The organism is Streptomyces buecherae (assembly GCF_014295035.1).
GTDB lineage: Bacteria > Actinomycetota > Actinomycetes > Streptomycetales > Streptomycetaceae > Streptomyces > Streptomyces youssoufiensis.
Genome location: NZ_CP060404.1, coordinates 6,427,719 through 6,450,034 on the forward strand (window position 1 = coordinate 6,427,719; position 22,316 = coordinate 6,450,034).

The window sequence follows — 22,316 nt, forward strand, 5'->3', positions numbered from 1 at the left end:
CACCCTTGGAAGGGGGAAAGCGGGGCATAAGCGCGATCGCGTACGACAGCTCGGTGGCTCGTACGGCCCCTCGCGCTGGCGCCCGGCGAACCCGCCGGGCGAGGCCCCGCCGCGGCACCCCGTCGCGGCCCGCCCGCACCCGGCCTGGCCAGCGCCTCCGGTCGAGAACGGGCGACGGTTCCGCGATGCGCCCCGAAGCCGCCCCGAACCGTGGAAGGATGAGGTCCTTCCGGTTCCGGAGCAGGTCAGCGCGCTGCGGAGGGTCACGGGTTAGTTACGTCACAGAGTCGTCCGGAGTCCGGCGGCAATGGAGGCGCTAAGCGGAACCCGTTCAGCTAATCGCTCCAAGGCCACGTGAAATACGTTTCCGGTATATCTCTATTCAGATTCGCTATACCTGATCCCGCAGATCAGCGCCGTGAAGTTTCTGATAGCGTCACGGAGAGCCGACCTTTCTACGCGGGAAGTAGGTATATCCGGGATGGACCTCACGGACGAGCATCCGGGTTTTCTCAGGATGTTCACCCCGGGCAAGCTGACAGTCGGCCTGTTCCTGCCGTTGTGGCCCTACACCGGTGACATGAAGCGGATGGTCGGGCAGGGCGAAGCGGTTCGACTGGCCGACCGGTCCGGCTTCGCGGCGATCTGGGTGCGGGACGTCCCCCTGTCCGATCCGAGCTTCGGTGACGTCGGGCAGGTCTTCGACCCCTGGACGTACCTGACCTGGCTGGCCGCGCACACCAGCCACGCTTCGCTGGCCGCGGGGAGCGTCGTCTTCACCCTGCGGCACCCGATCGACCTGGCCAAACAGGCCGCCTCGATCGACCAGTTGTCCGGCGGTCGCCTGGTCCTGGGCGCGGCCTCCGGCGACCGGCCGGCCGAGTTCCCGGCCTACGGGATCGACTTCCCCACGCGGGGCGAGCGTTACCGGCAGGCGGTGGAGATGTTCCGGACCGTCCTGGAGTCCGAACGCCCCACCGTCGCCTCCCCGCTGGGCCGCCTGAGCGGCGGCGTCGACGTACTGCCGAAACCGGTCAGTGGCCGTGTTCCGTTGTTGGTGACGGGTTCTTCGCAGCAGGACCCGGAGTGGATCGCGGAGCACGCCGATGGCTGGTTGACGTATCCGGGGGCCATGGTCAACGCGGCCGGACCGCGGGCCCTGGGAGAAAACGCGGCAGCATGGCGAAAACTCATTCCGAGTGGCCGGTTCAAGCCGGTAGCGACGAATGCGTGGATTGACTTGGTCGAGGACCGGCGGCACGAGCGCACGGCTCTGCGGGCCGGATTCATCCTGCGGACCGGAACCGACGGCCTGCTGGAGCTGCTGGGGCGCTGGCAGGACGCCGGCGTCAACCACGTGGCCCTGGGGGTCCAGCACGGTCAGCGACCGGCCGCGGAGGTGGTGGCCCAGCTGGCCGAGGAAGTCGTACCGCACTTCCCCGCGCTCGCCGGGCCGACGCCGCAGGAGCCCACGTGGTAGCGGAACAGTGGTAATGGAGCAATGGAAACCCTAGGCAGCGAAGTGCTGGACACCCCCGTCGGGCCGTTGGTGATTGTCAGTCACGAGGACGGCGCGGTAGCGGTGTGTGGATTCTCCCGTACGTCCGAGGAACTGTTCGACTCCTTGCGGATACCGCAGGAGCCGACTTCACCGCGGCGCGAGCCGACCGTTGCGGCGGCGGCATTGCGGGCGTATTTCGACGGAGATCTCACGGCCATTGACGCCGTCGAGGTACGTCAACCCGGTACGACCCTTATGCAAGAAGCCTGGCAACGTCTGAGGGATCAGCCCGCGGGGGTGACGATGACCTACAGCGAGATGCTTCCCAAGGCGCCGCGCGCGGCCGGTCGCGCCTGCGCGGTGAATCGGGTGGGAATTCTCGTGCCCTGCCACCGCGTGCACCGCACCGACGGCAACCTGGGGGGCTATACCTGGGGACTGGACATCAAGCGCTGGTTGCGCCACCACGAAAACCAAGCTGACTCCCTCTTCTAGGAGAGCGCCCGATGACTGCTGCCTCCCCCAAGCAGCGATGTTTCACCGATGAGGAGTACCTGCGCCTCATCGAGGCGTGGACCGCGGAACTCTTCGACATCTCGGCGCACCACCTGGACGTCACCGTGCCCAGTTGCCCGGGATGGCGGCTGCGCGACCTCGTACACCACGTGGGAAACATCGCGTACTTCGTCAACGCCGTCATCGACGCGGCCGGCCCGGAGCCCGAGTTCACCGACGCCACCCCGCGGCCCGACGCCGAGGTCACCGGGTGGGCGGCGGACCAGACGCACGCCATGGTCAAGCAGTTGCGCGCGCTGGACCCGGCGACCCACGTCTGGAACTGGTCGCGCGAGCCCCAGCGACTCGACTTCTGGCCGCGCTGCATCGCCCACGAGGCGCTGGTGCACGCCTGGGACGCGCACCACGCGCTGGGCCGGGAACGCGCCCTGCCGACGCGGGCCTGCCTGGACGGCATCGGCGAGATCCTGGACATCCAACTGCCGCTGCGCACCGAGGAGGTCGCCGACGCCCGCTGGACGGCGGTCGTCCGTGCCACCGACGAGGAGGCACAGGGGGCGCGGTGGTCCGTCACGATCGACCACGGCGCCGTGGCCACCATGCTCACCACCGGCCACCAGGCCGCCGACGACCATGCCGACGTCCTGCTCAGCGGCCCGGCCGACCGCCTCTACCTCGGCCTGTGGCGCAGGGTGCCGCTGCCCCTCACGCACGGGGCCCCGGACCGGGTGCGGGTCCTGTGTACGGACTGAACCCACCACCGCGATCCGGGGCCGGGAAGACGCGCACCCCGAAGGCTTCCTATCGTCCTAGCCCGGCGGGGACCTTCGGCTCCGAGACAGCCGGGAGTTGAAAGGCCGCACTGAGCGCGCGCACTGCCTCGGTCAACCGGGAATCGTGGCAGACCGCCGAGATCTGGAGCTCCGAGGTGGTGATCAGATCGATGCTGATCCGGTGACGTGCCAGCGTCTCGCAGAACTTGGCGAGCACGCCGGGGTCCGCCCGCATACCGAATCCGCGCAGCAGCACCCTGCCGATGTGGTCGTCGAAGAGAACGTCGTCGAAACCGAAGGCGGTCCGCAGATTCGTCAACTGCGTCATCGCCCGCCAGCCCCACTTGTTCGGGACGGTGAAGGTGATATCGATACGATCGTCGGCCGATCGGTTCGTGTTTTGGGAAATCGTGCCAACGACGAGCCCGGAAACAGCGAGGGCTCGCAATATCTGACCAGTCACGCTCGGCTTGGTCGGAACGCCGATGAGGGTTATCTTCGCCTCGGACCGGTCCTGTGCGATGTCGGTGATCTTGGCCTGCTCCACTGTGCTCCCTTTCGCCGTGTCAGCAACCGCGGTGCCTGGGTCGAAAATGCAGGGGACTTGAGCTGGATGAATGCGCCACTCCTTCTGCCGCATTCGACCGATGAGGGTCACAGGATACCTACCCCGCTTCTCGTCATTTCAAGTGCTGGGCCGAGTAAATTCTCCTGAACCCTCCGGCGGCATAGAGATGTCGGGAACGTCGGATGCGGCGCTCCTTTTGAAAGCCACCTCTTGGCAGCAGCCGTTATTGGTTGTAGATTTTCGGTGCCGGGGAATATCCCGTGCCACTTTCCGCGCGATTCGCGCGACCTCAAGACGAGATAGGCGATGATGAGTGATCTTATTTCTGCCGACCTAATGGAGTCCTGGCTCCGCAAGCCGAGCCCCCTGGACATCGGGCCGGAGCAGGTGGACGAGTTACTGGAGACCACCGTCACCCTGGTGCGCAAGCACGCGGACGGGGTGGCCGACGGGCCCGTGGCGCCCGTGGCGTTCGACAGCGACCAGATCCGCAAGTGGGTGGGCGAGTACGACTTCTCCACGCCCCACTCCGCCGAGTCGGTGCTGGCCGACGTCGCCACGGGGCTGACGCAGTGGGGCGTCCACACCACCCACCCCCGCTACTTCGGGCTGTTCAACCCGACCCCCCACTGGTGGGGTGTCGCGGGCGAGTTGCTCACCGCGGCGTTCAACCCGCAGCTCGCCGCGTACAGCCACGCGCCGGCGGCGGTCGAGATCGAACAGCACGTGCTGCGCTTCCTGGCCGACCGACTCGGCCTGCCGTCGCCGGTGGCCGGTTCGTTCACCACCGGGGGCGCCGAGGCCAACCTGAGCGCGGTGCTCATCGCGCTCACCCGACACTTCCCGGAGTACGCCGACCGCGGCCTGGCGGCCATTCCCGGCCAGCCGGTGCTGTACGCCTCGGCCGAAAGCCATCTGGCCTGGCTGAAGATCGCGCACATGACCGGCCTCGGTCGGGACGCGGTGCGACTGGTTCCGGTCGACGACAGCTACCGGATGGACATCGACGAACTCCGCCGGCTGCACGCGGCCGACGTCGCGGCCGGCATGCGGCCGTTCCTGCTCGTCGGCACGTCGGGCACCACCGGCGGCGGCGCCCTCGACCCGCTGCCCGAGCTGGCCGCGTGCGCCGCCGAGTGGAACACGCACCTGCACGTCGACGCGGCCTGGGCGGGCACGGTCGCCTTCTCCGACGAACTGCGCCCCATGCTGGCCGGGATCGAGCGGGCGGACAGCGTCACCGTGGACGCGCACAAGTGGATGTCCGCGCCGATGGGCGCCGGCATGTTCCTGAGCAAGCACCCACAGGCGGTCGCGGAGAGCTTCCGGGTCAGCACCTCGTACATGCCCGCGGACACCGTGGGCAGCGACCCCTACACGAACAGCGTGCAGTGGTCGCGCCGGCTGATCGGTCTCAAGGTCTTCCTCGGGCTGGCGGTGACCGGGCAGGACGGTTACGCCACCCAGGTCGAACGCGACACCGCGCTCGGCCGGTTGCTCGCCGTCCGCGCCAAGGAGAGCGGCTGGCACCGCATCAACGACACGCCGCTGCCCCTGGTGTGCGTCGTGGACCCGGCGGTCGACGCGCGGCTGAGCCCGGCGGAGAGCTGGGCCTGGCACTCGGCCGTCGCGGACAAGGTGGTCGAGCGCGGACAGGCGTGGATCAGTCCGGTGCGCCTCTCCGGCCGCGCCGCGCTGCGGCTGTGCATCACGAGCTACCGCACCGAGGCCGCCGACGTCGCCGCGTTGGTGGAGGAGATGGACAAGGCCCGTACCGCCGTCGGCATCCCCGGCTGACGAGCGGGCACGACGACGAGCCGGACCGGCACGCTCCGGTCGCCGACCGCCCCGCCGTCGGCCCGCCGTTCCGGTGTCGGACCCGCGGCCTGCCGGTCGCGGCGGGCGCACGATGAGGTACGCGGTACGCACGCCGCACGCGACAGGACGCCGCCGGTGGGGAGTCGGCGGGCGTCAGCGGCGTGCGGGGGCCGGGCCCGCGGGCCCGGCGAACGAGAGCGGGCTGCGGTCGCGGCCAGCGTTGTCCCACGCGCCGGAGGGCATCCCCGGCGCGCATGACCGCAGCGAGTGCCGTGCGATCGGGCCGCGGAAGCCACTTGGTCGAGAACGCGGCCCGAACGAAACCCACAGGCTCAGCAGCCGAGCGCAACGACGCGCCCTGCGACAGACATGCGACGGACCCGCGATGGACCCGCGCCGGAAATGGTCGGCGCGACGCGGCCGGAAGCGGTCCGCCGCGCCGTCGAACGCGCGGTGAGCGGCCCGACGCGGGCGCGCTCGCCGCGACCGCGGCCCGAGGCGACCCGTTGTCGCGCGGCGGTGGGACGCCGCCGCCCGCGCGTACATCGCGACCGCGACGGCCACGGTCAACCGGCCGCCACCCGCACCACCGCGCGAGCGAGTTCACGCCTGCGGGCAGTCGGGAGCAGGTCAGGCGACGGCCAACCGCCCTCGCCTGAGCCGGTGTTGGGGCGCGGCGTAGGCAACCGGGCCGGCGAGGTAGGGATACGGCGCGCGGGGCGGTGGCGTGGTGGCTGGATCGCCGCTGCGCCACCGCCCCGCGCGGCGGTCTCAGGAGAAGTCCAGCTCCCCGGTGCGGGAGCGCTTCAGCTCGAAGAACTTCGGGTAGCCGGCCAGCAGTCGGGCCCCGTCGAAGACCCGCAGGGCCTCCTCGCCACGGGGGATGGCGGTCAGCACGGGACCGAAGAAGGCGACGCCGTCGATGTGCAGCGTCGGCGTGCCGACCTCCTGGCCCACCGGGTCCATGCCCTCGTGGTGGCTCTTGCGCAGCGCCTCGTCGTACGCGGTGGAATCCGCGGCGTCCGCCAGCTCCGTCGGCAGGCCGGCCTCCGCCAGCGCCTCCTCGATGAGCTTCCGGTCCACCTGGCGGCCCTCGTTGTGGATGCGGGTGCCCAGCGCCGTGTACAGCTCGCGCAGCACCCCCTCGCCGTGCTGCTGCGCCGCGGCTATGCAGACCCTGACCGGGCCCCAGTTGCGCGCGAGGGACTCCTTGTAGCGCTCGGGTATGTCCTCCCGCCCCTCGTTGAGCACGGACAGGCTCATGACGCGAAAGCGCAGGTCAAGGTCGCGGTGCTGCTCGACCTCCAGGATCCAGCGGGAGGTGATCCAGGCGAAGGGGCAGGCCGGGTCGAAGTAGAAGTCAACGGAGTGGCGTGTGGTCTGATCGCTCATGGTCCGAACCTAACTATTCAGCGGGCTCTTCCGGGGTGATCTCCAGCATCCGTTGCAGAAGATCACGTAGCACCATGCGTTCCTGGTGCGAGAGGCCGGCCAGGGGCTCTCGCGCGAAGTCGAGCGAGCCGCGCAACCGCACCGCGGTCTCCATGCCCGACTCGGTGGTGGCGGCGAGCTTGACCCGACGGTCGGTCGGGTCGGGGCGGCGCTCGACCAGGCCCCGGCCTTCGAGGCGGTCCACGATGCCGGTGACGTTCGACGGCTCGCACTTGAGCTGCTGCGCGATCCGGCGCATCGGCATCGGCTCACGCGCGAGCAGCCCGAGCACCCTGGCCTGCGCGCCGGTCAGCGCGTGCTGGGCCGCCGCGTGCTCGTACTCCTCGTGGTAGCGCGCTACGACGGTGCCGATGAGCTCGATGACCTCGAAGGTGAGGGGGTCGATGCGTGGGGCCATACGAGTCAGGGTACCGCGTTGCTTGACATCATGAAATATCGATGTGCATGGTTGTTTCACCACCTGAAGTAACTGGAGGTTCCGCCGCATGTCCGTCACCCACCCGTCCGGCCTCCCCGCGACCAGCCGCGCCTGGCACCTCGTCGCCCGCCCGAAGGGCTGGCCCACGCCGGACGACTTCGCGCTCCGCGAGATCCCGATCGACGAGCCGGGACCGGGCGAGATCCTGGTGCGCAACACGCACATGTCGGTCGACCCCTACATGCGCGGCCGTATGAACGACGTCAAGTCGTACGTGCCGCCCTTCGCGCTGGACGAGCCGATGGACGGCGGCGCGGTCGGCGTGGTCGTCGCCGTCGGCCCCGACACCCCCGAGTATCGGCCCGGCGACCACGTCACGCATCGCCTGGGCTGGCGCGAGTACGCGCTGGTCGCGGCCAAGGACACCGGCGCGGTCAACCCGGACGCCGCCCCGCTCTCCGCCTACCTCGGCGTGCTCGGCATGACCGGCCTCACCGCCTACGCCGGCCTGCTGCGCTCCGCCGCGTTCCAGGAGGGCGACGCGGTCTTCGTCTCCGGCGCCGCGGGCGCGGTCGGCAGCCAGGTCGGCCAGATCGCCCGGCTCAAGGGAGCCTCGCGGGTCGTCGGCAGCGCCGGCTCGGACGAGAAGGTGCGACTCCTCCTCGACGAGTACGGCTTCGACGCGGCCTTCAACTACAAGAACGGCCCGGTCGCCGAGCAGCTCAGGGAGGCGGCCCCCGACGGCATCGACGTCTACTTCGACAACGTCGGCGGGGACCACCTGGCCGCGGCCATCGACTCCCTCCACGTACACGGCCGGGTCGCCGCCTGCGGGATGATCGCGCAGTACAACGCCACCGAGCCGAGCCCGGCCCCGCACAACCTGCCGCTGATCGTCGGCAAGCGGCTGCGCATCCAGGGGCTACTCGTCTCCGACCACTTCGACCTGCGTCCCCAGTTCCTGAACGAGGTCGGCGGCTGGCTGCGCGACGGAAGCCTGCGCCACCGCGAGACCGTGGTGCCCGGCATCGAGAACGCCGTGGACGCCTTCCTCGGGATGCTGCGCGGCGAGAACGTCGGCAAGATGATCGTCAGCCTCGGCGACTGACCCCCCCCGCACGCCTGCCCGGGCCCACCGCCCGGGCAGGCGCCCGGCCCCGCACGACCCCCGCGTCGCGGCGTGCGCCGCGACACCCCCAGAAGGAGCACCCATGTCCGTCCAACTCGTCGAGGTCGCGTACACCGCCGTCGCCACCGCGGAGAACGGCCGTGACGGCCGCGTGGCCACCGACGACGGCAAGCTCGAGGTCACCGTCAACCCGCCGCGCGAGATGGGCGGCAGCGGCGCGGGCACCAATCCGGAGCAACTCTTCGCCGCCGGCTACAGCGCCTGCTTCCAGAGCGCGCTGGGCGTCGTCGCCCGGCGCGAGAAGGCGGACGTCTCCGGCTCGACCGTCACCGCCAGGGTGGGCCTCGGCAAGACGCCCGACGGCGGCTTCGGCCTCACCGTCGAGATCTCGGCCCACATCCCGAACGTGACCGCCGACGCCGCTCGGGACCTGGTGGAGAAGGCCCACCAGGTCTGCCCGTACTCCCGGGCCACCCGAGGCAACATCGAGGTGTCGCTCGCGGTCCACTGACGCCACGGCCCCGGCGGGCGCGGGGTGCCAGGGCCCTGGTGGGCGCGGGGTGCCAGGGCCCCCGACGGTCTTCCGACCGGTCACCGCCTAAGCTGCGCCCATGCGAGATCTGGCGGCCGGCTTGGGCTATCTGATGAAGGGTCAGCGTTGGGTGGCCCGCCACCCCCGCTCGTGGGGGCTGGGCATGGTGCCGGCCCTGATCACCCTGGTGGGGTACGTCGCCGCGCTGATCGCGCTCGGTTGGTGGACCGACGACGTCATCGCCTGGCTGACGCCCTTCGCCGACGACTGGGGCACGCCCTGGCTCGGCCTCTTCCGTGGCGCGCTGGCCGTGTTGTTCTTCGGCGGCTGCCTGCTCCTGGCGCTGATCACCTTCACCGCCGTCACCCTCCTGGTGGGCCAGCCGTTCTACGAGTCGCTCTCCGAACGCGTGGACGCGGCCATCGACGGCCAGGTCCCCTCGTCGGGGCTGCCGCTCTGGCGCGAACTGCTCATCTCCGCGCGGGAGAGCACGGCCGTCCTCGTGCGCGTCGCGCTGTGGGGGACGGTGCTGTTCGCGGCGGGCTTCCTGCCCGTGATCGGGCAGACCGCGATCCCCGCCATCGGCTTCTGCGTCTCCGGCTTCTTCCTCACCGAGGAACTGGCCGCCGTCGCCCTCGCCCGCCGTCGGGTCCCGCTCGCCGAGCGGCTGCGGCTGCTGCGCTCCCGCAAGCTGCTCGTCCTCGGCTTCGGCGTGCCGCTGACCCTGCTCTTCCTGGTGCCGCTGGCCGCCGTGATCGTGATGCCCGGCGCCGTGGCCGGGGCGACGCTGCTCGCCCGCGACCTGCTCGGCGAACCGACCTCCGAGGAGGGACCGGCCCCGGGCGAGGCCACGGCGGGCACGGGCGGCGCCGGTACGGGCGGTACGGGTACGGGCGCGCCGCACGGCCCCGGGGGACCCACCCCGTACGGCTGAGTCGCGCGGCGCGTCCGGGCCACACGACATGACCCGTACGGCTGACCCTGCCGCGCCGCCCCGCGCTGACCCGGTACGGGTGGCGCGCCCGCCCTCGCTGGGGCGTCCGCGCTCGGGGTGGGGCCGGGGGAGCGGGGCAACTCCCTTGTGTCGTACGCCCGCTGGGGTGGTTCGGGGCGGCCCCGGGGCCGGGCTAGGCGCCGCCGTCGCGGCGGGTGATCTCGGTGTAGGCCAGGGTGGCCAGCTTCTGCTGGCCCTCCTTGCTGGGGTGGAACCAGTCCCACTTGCTCAGCTCGTCACTCGTGAAGCGGTAGTCGTGCACCGCCTTGTCGTAGCGGCAGAGCACGACCTTGGCGCACTCCTCGCGCAGCACCTGGTTGTAGTCCCGCACCCGTTGGTGTACCTGCTCGCGCCGGTCGTTGGCCCGTTCGTGGGTGGACTGCGCGTCGCGCAGCATCGAGGGGCAGATGCCCAGCTTCCACACCTGGCGCCGGACCGCGTCCTTGCGGCCCTCGGACCACAGCCGCTTGAGGTCGGGCACGCTCGCCACGTACACCTGCGTCTTGGGCAGCGCGCGGCGCAGCGCGCCCAGCGAGGCGGCGAAGTCGGCCCGGAAGTCGGCCACCGGCGTCATCTGGGCGACCGTGTCCTGGCAGGCGTCGTTGGCGCCGATCAGCACGGTGACCAGCTCGGGCCGCTTGGCCGTGGCCGCGCTGACCTGGGCCGGCAGGTCCGCCATCACCGCGCCGGTCTTGGCGTAGTTCCAGGTGCGCCGCTGCGGGTTCGGCAGCAGTTGCCGGGCCAGGCTGTCCACGTCCATGCCGGTGGACCAGGACGCCTCCGGGCAGTCGGAGAGCACCGAACAGGCGTCGAAGCCGCGGCTGATCGAGTCACCGACCGAGGCGATCGAACTCGGTCGGGGGTCCCACGTCGGAGTGGGTTTCGCGGCGGGGCGGTTGGCCCCCGACCGGGCGCTCTTGGCGCCGGCATCGCCGGAGTCGCTCGTACACCCCGCGAGCAGCGCCGCGCACGCCAGCAGGGCGGTAGCTGCGGTGGAGCGCCGCAGACGAGTTGACTGAGCGTGATCCCGCACCGCTGTTCCCCTCTCGGGCCGCGCAATGATATGTATCCGAGACCGACGGTACGTCATCCCCCCGGTGTCGCTGCGCGGTAGCTTTGCCCGTGTGAGGTGGGCGCCAATCGTGGGAGCATGCGTTTCCGTGCCGGCAGATTACATCGCGTCATTTCCTGTCCCATTTCGAGAGAATTACCCCCAGTAGTGTTTACTGCAGGTAGCCTCGGGGGCTGGTGCGGGTGTGATCATTGGGGCAGAATGGCTGCTGTCCTGGGCTCAGGCCGGTACGGAACGCGAGGCCGCTGGGGAAGGCGAACCTCGAACCGCACTGGAGGTCCCGGTGACGACACGTGGAGTTCTGTACGTTCACTCCGCCCCGCGCGCGCTGTGCCCGCACGTCGAATGGGCCATCGCGGGCGTGCTCGGCGTGCGCGTCACCCTGGACTGGATCAGACAGCCCGCCGCGCCCGGCACCTGGCGCGCCGAGTTCTCCTGGCAGGGCCAGGCCGGCACCGCGTCCAAGCTCGCCTCCGCGCTGCGCGGTTGGCACCTGCTGCGCTTTGAGGTGACCGCCGAGCCGTGCGCCACGGCCGAGGGTGAGCGCTACAGCTCCACGCCGGAGCTGGGCATCTTCCACGCCGTCACCGGCATGCACGGCGACATCCTGATCCCCGAGGACCGGCTGCGCGCCGCGCTCGGCCGCGCCTCGCGCGGCGAGAGCGAACTCGCCGCAGAACTCACCCGACTGCTGGGCAAGCCGTGGGACGACGAGCTTGAGCCGTTCCGGTACGCCGGCGAGGGCGCCCCGGTGCGCTGGCTGCACCAGGTCGTCTGAGCCGGCACGGTCCGCGACACGGGCCGACGGGCGGGCGTGGCGTCGCGCTGTGCGGGGCGCGCGCCGCGGGCCGCCCGGGGCGGGGGCGCCCGCCCTTCCCGCCGTACGCCCCGGACACCGTCCGTGGGACGTTCGCCGCGTGTCACCTGCCCGGTACGCCGAAACGCCGAAGCGCCCGTCCGGTCGTCGAGACCGGACGGGCGCTTCGGCGTACGCCGTCGAGCGGGGCCGCCGCCGTCACACAGGGCCGTTGCCGCGGGGTCGCCGTCGAGCGGGGCCGCCGCCGTCACACAGGGGCGGCGGCGGGGTCAGACCGTGCGGAAGGCGAGCGCCACGTTGTGGCCGCCGAAGCCGAACGAGTTGTTCAGCGCCGCGATGGTGCCCTCGGGCAGCGCGCGCGGCTCGTCGCGCACGATGTCCCCGTCCACCTCCGGGTCGAGTTCGGAGATGTTGATCGTCGGCGGGGCGGTCCGGTGCTTGAGCGCCAGTACCGTCGCGACGGTCTCGATGCCGCCCGCGCCGCCGAGCAGGTGGCCGGTCATCGACTTGGTCGCCGAGACGGCCATGTGGTCGACGTCGTCGCCGAACACCTTGCGCAGCGCCTTGAGCTCCGCCACGTCGCCCAGCGGCGTGGAGGTGGCGTGCGCGTTGATGTGCGTGATCGTGGCGGGGTCGAGGTCGGTGCCGTCGAGCAGGTTCTGCAGGGCGTTGGCGATGCCGCTGCCGGAGGGCTCGGGCTGCGCGATGTGGTGGCTGTCGGCGGACAGGCCCTGCCCGACGGCCTCGCAGTAGACCGTGGCGCCGCGCTGCGCGGCGTGCTCGGCCGACTCCAGGACCACGACGCCGGCGCCCTCGCCGAGCACGAAGCCGTCCCGGCCCGTGTCGTAGGGGCGCGAGGCACCCTCGGGGTCCTCGTTGTTCTTGGTCATCGCCATCATGTTGCCGAAGGCGGCGATGGGCAGCGGGTGGATGGCCGCCTCGGTGCCGCCCGCGACGACGACGTCGGCGCGCCCGCTGCGGATCATCTCGATGGCGTAGCCGATGGCCTCGGCGCCGGAGGCGCACGCGCTCACCGGGGTGTGCACGCCGGCCTGCGCGTTGACCTCGAGTCCGACGTTGGCCGCCGGGCTGTTCGGCATGAGCATGGGCACGGTGTGCGGGGAGACCTTCCGCACGCCCTGCTCCCGCAGGATGTCGTACTGGCCGAGCAGGGTGGTGACCCCGCCGATGCCGGACGCGATGACCGCGCCGAGCCGGTCGGGGTTGACGGCCGCCTCGGCCCCGGCCTTGCCGGTGTACCCGGCGTCCGCCCACGCCTCGCGGGCCGCGATCAGCGCGAACTGCGCCGACCGGTCGAGCTTCCTGGCCTGCGGCCGGGGGATGGACTCACCGGGGTCCACGGCGATCTGCGCCGCGATCTGGACGGGCAGCTCGGCCGCCCAGTCCTGCGTGAGGGGGCTGACGCCGGAGCGCCCGGCGAGCAGACCCTCCCAGAATGACGCGCTGTCGCCACCCAGCGGTGTGGTTGCGCCGATACCGGTGACGACCACCGTGCGATTGGTCGCGTTCACAGGAATTCTTTCTCCACGGGTAGAGGTGCGGAATACGCCACCGCTCGGGTGGCGACAGGCGGTGCCTCAGGACTGGTGCTTGAGGATGTAGTTCGTCGCGTCGCCGACGGTCTTGAGGTTCTTGACGTCGTCGTCCGGGATCTTGACGTCGAAGCGCTCCTCGGCGGCGACGACGACCTCGACCATGGACAGCGAGTCGACGTCCAGGTCGTCGGTGAAGGACTTGTCCACCTGGACGTCCTCGGCCGGGATACCGGCGATCTCGTTCACGATCTCTGCGAGACCGGCGACGATCTCTTCCTGAGTGGCGGCCATGTTGGCGCTCTCCTTCGATGTTGTGCGATGAGGTGTGCAGCCCCGAGGGTTCCGGGCTGCGGTGAAGCGGTGGATCCGCGGGTCGATCGTACGGACCTAGGGGAGGGTAACGACCGTGGCGGCGTAGACGAGACCCGCCCCGAAGCCGATGACGAGAGCGGTGTCGCCGCTCTTCGCCTGGCCGGTGGCCAACAGCCGCTCCATGGCGAGCGGGATGGAGGCTGCCGAGGTGTTGCCGGTGGACTCCACGTCACGGGCGACCGTGACGTGCTCCGGCAGCTTGAGAGTCTTGATCATCGAGTCGATGATGCGCATGTTGGCCTGGTGCGGGATGAAGACGTCGAGGTCCTCGGCCTGCACGCCGGCCTGGTCCAGGGCCTGCTGGGCGACCTTGGCCATCTCGTAGACGGCCCAGCGGAAGACCGCCTGGCCCTCCTGGGTGATGGCCGGGTAGCGGACCTCGTTGCGGTCCTGGGCGTCCTTGAAGACCTCCCACGACTCGGTCTGCATGATGGTGTTCGACTTGTCACCCTCCGAGCCCCAGACCGTGGGGCCGATGCCGGGCTCCTTCGCCGGGCCGACCACCACGGCGCCGGCGCCGTCGCCGAACAGGAACGCCGTCGCGCGGTCCGTCAGGTCCGTCAGGTCGGACAGCCGCTCCACGCCGAGCACCAGCACGTACTCCGCGCTGCCCTCGACGATCAGGCCCTTGGCCAGCGTCAGGCCGTACCCGAAACCGGCGCAGCCGGCGGAGATGTCGAACGCGGCGGGCTTGCCGGTGCCCAGGCGGTGCGCGATCTCGGTGGCGATGGCCGGGGTCTGCTTGAAGTGCGAGACCGTCGAGACGATCACGGCACCGATCTGGTCCGGGGTTATTCCGGCGTCGGCGATCGCCTTGCCGCCGGCCTCCACGGACATGGCGGCCACGGTCTCCTCCGGGCCGGCCCAGTGCCGGGTGGCGATGCCGGAGCGCGAACGAATCCACTCGTCCGACGAGTCGATGTGCTTGAGGATCTCCTCGTTCGGCACCACCCGGGTCGGGCGGTAGCCGCCGACGCCGAGAATGCGCGCGTACGGGTGGCCCTTGGCGGGCTTGATCTTCGACGTCATGCTCTGAGGACTCCTATTCGGCCGGGACAGCGTGCTCGGCGATCAGCGTGCGGGCCGCTTCGAGGTGGTCCGGCTTCTTCAGCGCCACGTGCCGCACGCCGGGTAGCGCGCGCTTGGCCAGCCCGGTCAGGGCTCCACCGGGCGCCACCTCGATGAGGGCGGTGGCGCCGAGTGCGCTGAAGGTCTCCATGCACAGGTCCCAGCGCACGGGGCTGGCGACCTGTCCGACCAGCCGGTCGATGACGTCCTTGCCATCGGCGACGAGCTGGCCGTCCTTGTTGGACACGTATCGGGTGTGCGGGTCGGCGGGCACGAGCTGGGTCGCGGCGGACGCCAGGGCGTCGACGGCGGGCGCCATGTGCCGGGTGTGGAAGGCACCGGCCACCTTGAGCGGCACGACCTTGCGGGTGCCCTCCGGCTTGTCCGCGGCGAGCGCGGCGAGCTGCTCGGCGGTGCCGGCGGCCACGATCTGGCCCGCGCCGTTCACGTTCGCCGGCGTCAGGCCCAGCTTCTCCAGGTGCGGCAGGACCACGTCCTGGTCGCCGCCGAGCAGGGCGGCCATGCCGGTCTCGGTCACCGCCGCGGCCTCGGCCATCGCCAGGCCGCGCTTGCGCACCAGGCGCAGCGCGTCCACGGTCGACAGCACGCCGGTCAGCGCCGCCGCGGTCACCTCGCCGACGCTGTGCCCGGCCGCCACGCCCACCTTCGCGGAGAAGTCCTCCGCGGTCGGGAAGAGCTGCTGGGCCGAGACCAGCGCGGCGGCCACGAGCAGCGGCTGCGCCACGGCGGTGTCCCGGATCTCGTCCTCGTCGGCCTCCGTGCCGTAGTGGACGAGGTCGAGGTCGAGGACGGTGGACCAGGCGCGGAGCTGGTCCTCAACGCCGGGAAGTTCGAGCCAGGGGGTGAGGAAGCCGGGCGTCTGAGCGCCTTGGCCGGGAGCGACGAGTACGAGCACTCTCACACTCTCTCTTGTGCGGGGTCCCGAACGCCCGTGGGGACAGGGACGAAGAACCGTGTGGGGAATTGTGGGGCTTGGACAAAACCCTGGACTCACGTTCCGGCGTCGGTCAGCCGCCCCAGGATGAGCGCGATACGCAGCGTGAACGCCGACCGCACGTCAGACGGGGACCATCCGGTGACGTCGGTCACACGTCGGAGCCGGTAGCGCACGGTGTTGGGGTGCACGAACAACATCCGGGCGGCGCCCTCCAGGCTGCTCGCCTGCTCCAGGTACACGCTCAGCGTTTCCAGGAGTGCCGAGCCCGCCTCGCTCAACGGTCTGTAGATCTCCTCCACTAGCTGTTCACGAGCGGCAGGGTCGCCCGCCATCGCTCGTTCGGGCAGGAGATCGTCCGCGAGAACCGGTCGCGGAGCGTCCGGCCAGGCCGCGCTCGCCTTCAGGCCGGCCGCTGCCGCCCCGGCCGAACGGGTCGCCGACACCAGGTCGCCCACCACCGGGCCGGCGACCACGGGGCCGGGCGCGAACGGGCCGATGAGGGCCTTCGCCGTCTGGAGCGGATTGTCCGATCCGCCCGCGATGACCACCAGCCGCTCGCCGAGCACCCCGGTCAGCACCTGCACCTTGGCGTGCCGGGCGGCGCGCCGGATGGCCTCCACCGTCAACTCGCTGTTGCCGCTGGGGGCCGTGCCGAGCACCACGCACACCGACTCGGGCGAGGTCCAGCCGAGCGCCGCGGCCCGCGAGAGGGCGCCCTCGTCCGCCTCGCCGGAGAGCACCGCGTTGACCACCAGCGATTCGAGCCGGGCGTCCCAGGCGCCCCGGGCCTCGGCGGCCTGCGCGTACACCTGGGCCGTCGCGAACGCGATCTCCCGCGCGTAGACCAGGACCGCCTCGCGCAGCACCGACTCGTCGCCGGGCGCCGCGACCTCGTCGATGGCCGACTCCATGACCTCGATGGTCGTACGGACCATCTCCACGGTCTGCCGCAGCGTGATCGCCCGGGTCAGCTCCCTGGGCGCGGTGCCGAACACGTCGGTGCTGATGGCCTGCGGCGTCTCGGGATGCCGGAACCACTCCGTGAACGCCGCGATACCGGCCTGGGCGACCAGACCGATCCAGGAGCGGTTCTCGGGTGGCATCGCCCGATACCACGGGAGCTGCTCGTCCATGCGGGCGATGGCGACCGCCGCGAGCTTGCCGGACGACTTCTCCAATCGGCGGAGCGTTGCGGGATGCGGGTGCGGAGTAGCGGATGCGGGTTCAGGCACGGAGACAAGCCTGCCTTATCGGGTGGGGTGCGCGGGGGCACGGGGTCCGCGCAGGGGCTACCGTGGGCCGATGACGTGGGTGCGACGGGCTGACGAGCGCTACCGGGGCGGAGCCGAACCGGGTGTCGAGACCTGGCATGCCTTCTCCTTCTCGGGTTTCTACGACCCGGACAACGTGCGGTTCGGACTGCTGGCGGCGTGCAACGAGGAGCACCTCGCGCCCGGCGCCGGGTTCGACGAGCACCCACACCGCGACCTGGAGATCGTCACGTGGGTGATCGAGGGAGAGCTCACCCACGAGGACTCCACCGGGCACCGGACGGTTGTCCGCCCCGGCGACGTGCAGCGACTGAGCGCCGGCAGCGGCGTACGGCACAGCGAGCGCAACGAGGGCAGCCGGCCGCTGCGGTTCGTACAGATGTGGCTGACGCCCGCGGCCTGGGGCGGCGAACCGGAGTACGAGGTGGTACGGGGCATCGCCGACGCGACCCCGTACGCGTTGGAGCGCACCGAGGCGGTGCTGCACCCGCGCCGGCTCGCGGACGGCGCGCACACCGAGTTGCCCGACGCGCCGGCGATCTACGTCCACGTGGTGCGCGGCGGCCTGCGGCTGGCGGGCGAGACGCTGGGCCCGGGGGACGCCGCGCGCCTGTTCGAGCGGCCCGGGTTGCGGGGCACGGCGGTGGGCGAGACGGAGTTCCTGGTCTGGGAGATGCACGCGGAGCCCGACTACGGCTTCTAGCGCCGGCGGGTACGGCCGCGGTGGCGGGTGGGGTTGGGCGGCGCCTGCCGGTGCTCGCGCGCTGGGCTTGTGCGCCGGGGCGTCGAACGCCGGGGCTTCGCGTGCGGCCGGTCGTCGCGTGTGGCGCGTGTGGCGCGAGTGGCGGTGTGTCGGGCGCGGGCGGGTCGGCAGGTCGGAGGGTTGGTGTTCCGGGGGCCCGGGCCTGGGGCCGGTGGCGGCGCGCCCTCCTGGAGCGGCGGCCGTCACCGGCCCGTGCGTGAGCGCGTGGCGTCAGGCCCGTGCCAACTCGGCGAGCACCGCGTCGGTGAGGACCGGCCACGCCTCGATGGCCCACGGGCCGAAGGCCCGGTTCGTCAGCGCCACACAGGCCGCGCCGGCCGCCGGGTCCACCCACAGGAACGTGCCGGCCTGCCCGAAGTGGCCGAACGTGGCGGGCGATGAGGCGGAGCCCGTCCAGTGCGGCGACTTGTGCGCGCGGATCTCGAAGCCGAGGCCCCAGTCGTTCGGCCGCTGGTTCCCGTAGCCGGGCAGCACGCCGCCGAGGTCCGGGAAGACCACGGACGTCGCGTCGGTGAGGGTCTGCCGCGCGACCAGGCGGGGGCGTTGCAACTCGGCGGCGAGGGCGACCAGGTCGGCCACGGTGGAGACCGCGTCCTTGGCCGGCGAGCCGGCCAACTCGCTGTCGGCCATGCCGAGCGGCTCGAACACCGCCTGCCGCACGTACTCGGGGAACGGGATGTCGGTGGCCGCCGCGATGTGCTCGCCGAGCACCTCGAAGCCCGCGTTGGAGTAGATGCGCCGCTCGCCGGGGCCGGCCATCGTACGGTGCTCGTCGAAGGCGAGCCCCGAGGTGTGCGCGAGCAGGTGCCGCACCGTGGACCCGGCCGGACCGGCCGGCTCGTCCAGCTCGACCGCCCCCTCCTCGACGGCGACCAGCGCGGCGAGCGCCACCAGCGGCTTGGTGACCGACGCGAGCGGGAAGCGGTCACGGATCGGGCCGTGCGTCCCGACCACGGTGCCATCGGCGCGTACGACGGCCGCCGCCGCGGCGGGGACCGGCCAGTTATCGATGATCCGCAGGCTTTCCATGGCAGCGAGCCTACGACCCGGCCCCCGCCGCACGACGCACAGGGCCCGCCCTCGCCGGCCCGCTCGCCCGCTCGTCCGTCCACCCGCCGGTTCGGGTTCGGCCGGCCGGTCCGGTCGGCCCGGCGGGGGAGGCCGGGGTGCTCGACCGGCCCGCGGGCAATGACTTCGCAATATCGGCGCTTGCTTGGAGTGCACTCCAACTCTCTAGCGTTGAAGACGCCGCGAGGGACAGGCAACCTGCGAAGGGTGGACGGCATGACCGTGACGGACAGCGCATACGCCACGACGGCTCCCGCAGCCGCGGTGACGACGTGTGCGCAGCCGCTGGTACATCCACGGCCGACCGGCCAGGACCGCTACACGATCAGCGAGGTCGTCGCCGCGACCGGACTCAGCGCGCACACGCTGCGCTGGTACGAGCGGATCGGCCTGATGCCACACGTGGACCGGTCACACACCGGCCAGCGCCGCTACAGCAACCGGGACCTGAACTGGCTCGACCTGGTCGGCAAGCTCCGACTGACCGGCATGCCGGTCGCGGACATGGTCCACTACGCCGAACTGGTCCGCGCCGGCGAGCACACCTTCCCCGACCGCGAGGAACTGCTCACCGCGCACCGGGAGGACGTACGGCGCCGCATCGCCGAACTGCAGGGCACCCTCGCGATCCTCGACCACAAGATCGACATCTACGCTGACGCCCGTCGGGCGTCGGAGAGGGCCTGAGCGCCATGAGCAACGAGAAGATCGCGGCCGTCACCCTCGGCACGGACGGCCCCCTGGTCGGCGTGCAGGGGCTGGGCTGCATGGGCATGACGCACGCCTACGGCCCGACCGACGAGGCCGAGGCCCGAGCCACCCTGGAGCACGCCCTGGAACGGGGCGTCACGCTCTTCGACACGGCCGACATCTACGGCTTCGGCCGCAACGAGGAGTTCCTCGCCCCCTTCGTCACGGCCCACCGCGACGAGATCACGCTGGCCACCAAGTTCGCGATCGTACGCCGCGAGGACGACCCGTCGTACCAGGAGATCCGCAACGACCGCGACTACATCCGGCAGTCCATCGAGGGCAGCCTGCGCCGGCTCGGCGTGGACCACGTGGATCTCTACTACATGCACCGCCGTAACGTCGACGTGCCGATCGAGGAGACCGTGGGTGCCATGGCCGAACTCGTCACCGAGGGCAAGGTCAAGCACCTCGGGCTGAGCGAGGTCTCCGGCACCGAACTGCGCGCCGCGCACGGCGTGCACCCGATCGCCGCGGTGCAGTCCGAGTGGTCCCTGTTCAGCCGCGACGTGGAGGAGGGCGTGGTGGCCGCGGCGCGGGAACTCGGCGTCACCTTCGTGCCGTACTCGCCGCTCGGCCGTGGCTTCCTCACCGGCGCGTTCGTCCACGCCGACCAGGAACTGGCCGAGGACGACTGGCGCCGCACCCAGCCCCGCTTCACCGGCGACAACGCCGCCGCCAACGCCGCCCTGCTGGAGCCCGTGCGCGGCATCGCCGAGGAGCGCGGGGTGACGCTCGCCCAGGTCGCCCTGGCCTGGGTGCACCAGCGGTCCCGGGTGCACGACCTGGCGGTGGTCCCGATCCCGGGCACCCGCAAGCGCTCCCGGCTGGACGAGAACCTCGCCGCCGCCGACCTCACCCTGGACGCGGCCGAACTCGCCGCCCTGGAGCCGATCGCCAGCCGGGTCACGGGCGGACGCTACGCGGACATGACGTTCACGGCGGTCGGTCGGGAGTAACGGCGTTCGGCCGCGAGTAGCGGCCACCCCTCGGTGGGGGGCCGGGTGCTCGCGGGGCACGCCGGTCCGGCCTCTGACGGGGAGCGGGCCGGGGGCGGCCTGGCAGGCGGCCGGCCGGAGCCGGAGCCGGATCCCCACCGGGACGCGGCGCGGGTCGGGGGCCGGTGTTCGGGCAGCGACGTTCGGGCGTGGGTCTTCGGGCATGGGCGTTCGCGTCGTACGGGTCGTGGGTGAGGTGACGGCCGGCACCGGGACTACGGCCGGCGCGGCCGGCACGGTATCGCCTCGCGCTCGGGTGGCGCGGACCGTCTGGCCTGGGCCGGCAGCGGCGTTCGCGGGGGCGGCAGCGCCGTTCGCGGGGGAGGCGTTCCCCCGGTCCCGTGCGTCGGCTCTGTCGGCTCTGCGGGTTGCCCCGCCTGGGCGGGTTGCGCCGCCTGGGCTGGCGGCGTCGGCCGGGCCGGCGGCGTCGGCGCGGCCTCCCGCGTGGAGGGCGCACCCCTCGCCTCCCGCCCGGGGCCCGGGCGCCGCGCCGGCCCGGCGGCCTGGGCGGCCGGGCCTCGCTCGAACTGGCGGGCCCACCGCGCCAGGACCAGCAGGACCGCGGCGAACAGCGGAAGCCAGGCACCGCGCAGCAACAGCCAACCCATCGAATCCGGCGCCGCCACCAAGCCCGGCACTTCACCGAGCCACGCGGCGGGCACGGCGAGCACCAGCGGCGCGCACTGGTGCCAGCAGAGCACCGTCACCGCCGAGAGGTTGATCAGCGCGACCGGGGCCCACAGCAGCGGGCGTCGCAACAGGCGGGCCAGCGGCCCGCGCAGCAGTATCGCGGCCCCGCACTGCGCGGCGGCCAACGCGAGCACCAGCAGGGAAGGCGGATGCGAGTTGGTGCGGTCGGCGCCCGGCACGCCGACCATGCTCGCCGGATAGCCGCACCGGCCGACCAGCACCGCGAACAGCGCCGTGCCCCCGACGAGCAGCAGCCAGCCCCCGCGCCGATCCAGCCGCCCGCGCCCCCAGGCCACACCGAGCTGGTAGCCGAACAGCCAGCCAGGCAGCATGTTGAGCAGCCCGACCGAGGAGGGCACGGACTGCGCGTACGGCCCGTACCGCAGGAGGTCAACGGCGGCCACGCACAGCAGCAGCGGCACCGCCGACCAGGCTCCGGCGCGGCGCACCGCGCGGTCGCAGTACGGGGTGAGCGCGGTGAGGACGGCGTAGAGGGCCAGGAACCACAAGGGTTGTGCCACCAGCGTGAGGGCGGTGCGCAGCGTCTCGCCGGGCACGCCCACGGCGTGTAGCTCGGCCACCAGAACCGCACAGGCGACCGCGAGCGCGCCCACCGGCCGCCCCAACCGCACCAGCCGGGCCCACAGCCACTGGCCCGTGCGCACGCCACGGGCCTCCGCCCGGCGCCACGAGCGCACGGACGCGTACCCGCCGACCAGGAAGAACAGGCCCAGGAGCTGAAGGACCCAGCTCAGCGGCGCGAGCTGGCCCAGCGATGCCAGCGGGCTCGCGGTCTCCAGCGCCCCGCCGTCACCGCGGGTCAGCCCGCCCAGCAACCAGTGCCCGAGGACGACGGCCAGCAGCGCCAGCGCCCGCAGCCCGTCGAGGGCCCGGTCGCGGTCGGTCGGCGTACCGGCATCGATGCGGCGCGCGGCGCGGCGGGCCCGCGCCAACGGCCGGCCGGCGTCCCGCCGCGCGTCGGCGCGGGCGCGGCCGGAGCCGCCCGTACTCGGGCCCTCCGCATCAGGCTCGTCCGCACTTCGCCCCTCGGCACCTGGCCCCTCCGCACCTGGCCCCTCCCTGTTCGTGCCCTGCGCGCCCGGGCCCTCCGCACCCGGCGCGTCCACACTCCGCCCGTCCGCACCTGGCTCCTCCCTGCCCGAGCCCTGCGGGTCCTCCGCCTCCAGGCCGTTCCCACCAGGGCCCTTCTCACCGGGGTCGTCCGTGCCCGC

At 72.0% G+C, this 22,316-nt stretch carries 21 protein-coding genes and 1 pseudogene; 11 read left to right on the forward strand and 11 right to left on the reverse strand.

Translation table 11 applies throughout. The features are described from left to right. Positions 1-481 precede the first annotated feature (481 nt). From H7H31_RS25455 to H7H31_RS25465, 3 genes are read left to right on the forward strand one after another with little or no spacing between them, the layout of a single operon-like run. On the forward strand, positions 482-1,480 hold the full coding sequence (locus H7H31_RS25455; RefSeq protein ID WP_187064300.1) for an LLM class oxidoreductase: 999 nt from the start codon (positions 482-484) through the stop codon (positions 1,478-1,480). Between the two features lie 21 nt (positions 1,481-1,501). Beyond that, positions 1,502-1,996: a methylated-DNA--[protein]-cysteine S-methyltransferase gene (locus H7H31_RS25460; RefSeq protein ID WP_187064301.1), complete on the forward strand. Its 495-nt coding sequence runs from the start codon at positions 1,502-1,504 to the stop codon at positions 1,994-1,996. Positions 1,997-2,007: 11 nt separating this feature from the next. Continuing rightward, entirely contained in the window at positions 2,008-2,769 is a 762-nt protein-coding gene (locus H7H31_RS25465) for a maleylpyruvate isomerase family mycothiol-dependent enzyme (protein ID WP_187064302.1), read from the forward strand. A gap of 49 nt (positions 2,770-2,818) precedes the next feature. On the opposite strand, the gene H7H31_RS25470 is transcribed toward H7H31_RS25465, so the two are convergent. Then, positions 2,819-3,337 (reverse strand): ACT domain-containing protein, encoded by a 519-nt coding sequence (locus H7H31_RS25470; RefSeq protein WP_187064303.1) that lies wholly within the window; start codon positions 3,335-3,337, stop codon positions 2,819-2,821. Between the two features lie 357 nt (positions 3,338-3,694). Between H7H31_RS25470 and H7H31_RS25475 the strand changes: the two genes are divergently transcribed. Next, positions 3,695-5,155 carry a pyridoxal phosphate-dependent decarboxylase family protein gene (locus H7H31_RS25475; RefSeq protein WP_187064304.1) on the forward strand — a complete coding sequence of 487 codons (1,461 nt, stop codon included), beginning with the start codon at positions 3,695-3,697 and terminating at the stop codon, positions 5,153-5,155. Between the two features lie 792 nt (positions 5,156-5,947). Here H7H31_RS25475 and H7H31_RS25480 read toward each other — a convergent pair. Then, positions 5,948-6,568, reverse strand: coding sequence for a mycothiol-dependent nitroreductase Rv2466c family protein (locus tag H7H31_RS25480; protein ID WP_187064305.1), 621 nt, complete (start codon positions 6,566-6,568; stop codon positions 5,948-5,950). A 13-nt stretch (positions 6,569-6,581) separates the two neighbouring features. Next, positions 6,582-7,025 (reverse strand): MarR family winged helix-turn-helix transcriptional regulator, encoded by a 444-nt coding sequence (locus tag H7H31_RS25485; RefSeq protein ID WP_187064306.1) that lies wholly within the window; start codon positions 7,023-7,025, stop codon positions 6,582-6,584. An 88-nt stretch (positions 7,026-7,113) separates the two neighbouring features. Between H7H31_RS25485 and H7H31_RS25490 the strand changes: the two genes are divergently transcribed. From H7H31_RS25490 to H7H31_RS25500, 3 genes are all read left to right on the forward strand, one after another. Next, positions 7,114-8,154, forward strand: a complete 1,041-nt coding sequence (locus H7H31_RS25490) for an NADP-dependent oxidoreductase (protein ID WP_187064307.1) — start codon at positions 7,114-7,116, stop codon at positions 8,152-8,154. A 103-nt stretch (positions 8,155-8,257) separates the two neighbouring features. Then, the gene (locus H7H31_RS25495; protein ID WP_187064308.1) at positions 8,258-8,686 is read left to right on the forward strand and encodes an organic hydroperoxide resistance protein; all 429 of its coding nucleotides are present in this window, start codon (positions 8,258-8,260) and stop codon (positions 8,684-8,686) included. A gap of 100 nt (positions 8,687-8,786) precedes the next feature. Beyond that, on the forward strand, positions 8,787-9,641 hold the full coding sequence (locus H7H31_RS25500; RefSeq protein ID WP_187064309.1) for an EI24 domain-containing protein: 855 nt from the start codon (positions 8,787-8,789) through the stop codon (positions 9,639-9,641). Positions 9,642-9,834: 193 nt separating this feature from the next. On the opposite strand, the gene H7H31_RS25505 is transcribed toward H7H31_RS25500, so the two are convergent. Next, on the reverse strand, positions 9,835-10,734 hold the full coding sequence (locus H7H31_RS25505; RefSeq protein ID WP_232110076.1) for an SGNH/GDSL hydrolase family protein: 900 nt from the start codon (positions 10,732-10,734) through the stop codon (positions 9,835-9,837). Between the two features lie 322 nt (positions 10,735-11,056). Here H7H31_RS25505 and H7H31_RS25510 point away from each other — a divergent pair, with 322 nt between their 5' ends. After that, positions 11,057-11,551, forward strand: a complete 495-nt coding sequence (locus H7H31_RS25510) for a DUF3145 domain-containing protein (protein WP_187064311.1) — start codon at positions 11,057-11,059, stop codon at positions 11,549-11,551. 308 nt (positions 11,552-11,859) lie between these two features. Here the strand turns inward: H7H31_RS25510 and fabF are convergent, their stop codons facing one another. The 5 genes from fabF to H7H31_RS25535 all read right to left on the reverse strand — a co-directional run bounded on the left by fabF (position 11,860) and on the right by H7H31_RS25535 (position 16,776). After that, on the reverse strand, positions 11,860-13,122 hold the full coding sequence (fabF, locus tag H7H31_RS25515; RefSeq protein ID WP_176161431.1) for a beta-ketoacyl-ACP synthase II: 1,263 nt from the start codon (positions 13,120-13,122) through the stop codon (positions 11,860-11,862). 66 nt (positions 13,123-13,188) lie between these two features. Next, positions 13,189-13,437: an acyl carrier protein gene (locus H7H31_RS25520; RefSeq protein ID WP_176161430.1), complete on the reverse strand. Its 249-nt coding sequence runs from the start codon at positions 13,435-13,437 to the stop codon at positions 13,189-13,191. A 96-nt stretch (positions 13,438-13,533) separates the two neighbouring features. After that, positions 13,534-14,547 carry a ketoacyl-ACP synthase III gene (locus tag H7H31_RS25525; RefSeq protein WP_187064043.1) on the reverse strand — a complete coding sequence of 338 codons (1,014 nt, stop codon included), beginning with the start codon at positions 14,545-14,547 and terminating at the stop codon, positions 13,534-13,536. Between the two features lie 13 nt (positions 14,548-14,560). Next, positions 14,561-15,502 carry an ACP S-malonyltransferase gene (locus H7H31_RS25530; protein WP_187064044.1) on the reverse strand — a complete coding sequence of 314 codons (942 nt, stop codon included), beginning with the start codon at positions 15,500-15,502 and terminating at the stop codon, positions 14,561-14,563. Between the two features lie 95 nt (positions 15,503-15,597). Further along, the gene (locus tag H7H31_RS25535; protein WP_176161427.1) at positions 15,598-16,776 is read right to left on the reverse strand and encodes a PucR family transcriptional regulator; all 1,179 of its coding nucleotides are present in this window, start codon (positions 16,774-16,776) and stop codon (positions 15,598-15,600) included. Between the two features lie 70 nt (positions 16,777-16,846). Here H7H31_RS25535 and H7H31_RS25540 point away from each other — a divergent pair, with 70 nt between their 5' ends. Continuing rightward, a complete protein-coding gene (locus H7H31_RS25540; RefSeq protein WP_187064045.1) occupies positions 16,847-17,518 on the forward strand; it encodes a pirin family protein in 672 nt (223 codons plus the stop codon). Between the two features lie 270 nt (positions 17,519-17,788). On the opposite strand, the gene H7H31_RS25545 is transcribed toward H7H31_RS25540, so the two are convergent. Beyond that, positions 17,789-18,607, reverse strand: coding sequence for a serine hydrolase domain-containing protein (locus H7H31_RS25545; protein WP_187064046.1), 819 nt, complete (start codon positions 18,605-18,607; stop codon positions 17,789-17,791). Between the two features lie 255 nt (positions 18,608-18,862). Between H7H31_RS25545 and H7H31_RS25550 the strand changes: the two genes are divergently transcribed. Next, positions 18,863-19,333 carry a MerR family transcriptional regulator gene (locus tag H7H31_RS25550; RefSeq protein ID WP_187064047.1) on the forward strand — a complete coding sequence of 157 codons (471 nt, stop codon included), beginning with the start codon at positions 18,863-18,865 and terminating at the stop codon, positions 19,331-19,333. 5 nt (positions 19,334-19,338) lie between these two features. After that, positions 19,339-20,355 (forward strand): aldo/keto reductase, encoded by a 1,017-nt coding sequence (locus H7H31_RS25555; RefSeq protein ID WP_187064048.1) that lies wholly within the window; start codon positions 19,339-19,341, stop codon positions 20,353-20,355. 509 nt (positions 20,356-20,864) lie between these two features. On the opposite strand, the pseudogene H7H31_RS25560 reads toward H7H31_RS25555, so the two are convergent. Then, a pseudogene (locus tag H7H31_RS25560) lies at positions 20,865-22,037 on the reverse strand (acyltransferase family protein); the annotation flags it as partial. Between the last annotated feature and the right edge of the window lie 279 nt (positions 22,038-22,316).

What these genes read in the sequence shown, in the direction of transcription:
- H7H31_RS25455 (WP_187064300.1), top strand. Translation starts at nt 482, where the DNA reads ATGGACCTCACGGACGAGCATCCGGGTTTTCTCAGGATGTTCACCCCG.
- H7H31_RS25460 (WP_187064301.1), top strand. Translation starts at nt 1,502, where the DNA reads ATGGAAACCCTAGGCAGCGAAGTGCTGGACACCCCCGTCGGGCCGTTG.
- H7H31_RS25465 (WP_187064302.1), top strand. Translation starts at nt 2,008, where the DNA reads ATGACTGCTGCCTCCCCCAAGCAGCGATGTTTCACCGATGAGGAGTAC.
- H7H31_RS25475 (WP_187064304.1), top strand. Translation starts at nt 3,695, where the DNA reads ATGGAGTCCTGGCTCCGCAAGCCGAGCCCCCTGGACATCGGGCCGGAG.
- H7H31_RS25480 (WP_187064305.1), bottom strand. Translation starts at nt 6,568, where the DNA reads ATGAGCGATCAGACCACACGCCACTCCGTTGACTTCTACTTCGACCCG.
- H7H31_RS25485 (WP_187064306.1), bottom strand. Translation starts at nt 7,025, where the DNA reads ATGGCCCCACGCATCGACCCCCTCACCTTCGAGGTCATCGAGCTCATC.
- H7H31_RS25490 (WP_187064307.1), top strand. Translation starts at nt 7,114, where the DNA reads ATGTCCGTCACCCACCCGTCCGGCCTCCCCGCGACCAGCCGCGCCTGG.
- H7H31_RS25495 (WP_187064308.1), top strand. Translation starts at nt 8,258, where the DNA reads ATGTCCGTCCAACTCGTCGAGGTCGCGTACACCGCCGTCGCCACCGCG.
- H7H31_RS25500 (WP_187064309.1), top strand. Translation starts at nt 8,787, where the DNA reads ATGCGAGATCTGGCGGCCGGCTTGGGCTATCTGATGAAGGGTCAGCGT.
- H7H31_RS25520 (WP_176161430.1), bottom strand. Translation starts at nt 13,437, where the DNA reads ATGGCCGCCACTCAGGAAGAGATCGTCGCCGGTCTCGCAGAGATCGTG.
- H7H31_RS25525 (WP_187064043.1), bottom strand. Translation starts at nt 14,547, where the DNA reads ATGACGTCGAAGATCAAGCCCGCCAAGGGCCACCCGTACGCGCGCATT.
- H7H31_RS25540 (WP_187064045.1), top strand. Translation starts at nt 16,847, where the DNA reads ATGACGTGGGTGCGACGGGCTGACGAGCGCTACCGGGGCGGAGCCGAA.
- H7H31_RS25545 (WP_187064046.1), bottom strand. Translation starts at nt 18,607, where the DNA reads ATGGAAAGCCTGCGGATCATCGATAACTGGCCGGTCCCCGCCGCGGCG.
- H7H31_RS25550 (WP_187064047.1), top strand. Translation starts at nt 18,863, where the DNA reads ATGACCGTGACGGACAGCGCATACGCCACGACGGCTCCCGCAGCCGCG.
- H7H31_RS25555 (WP_187064048.1), top strand. Translation starts at nt 19,339, where the DNA reads ATGAGCAACGAGAAGATCGCGGCCGTCACCCTCGGCACGGACGGCCCC.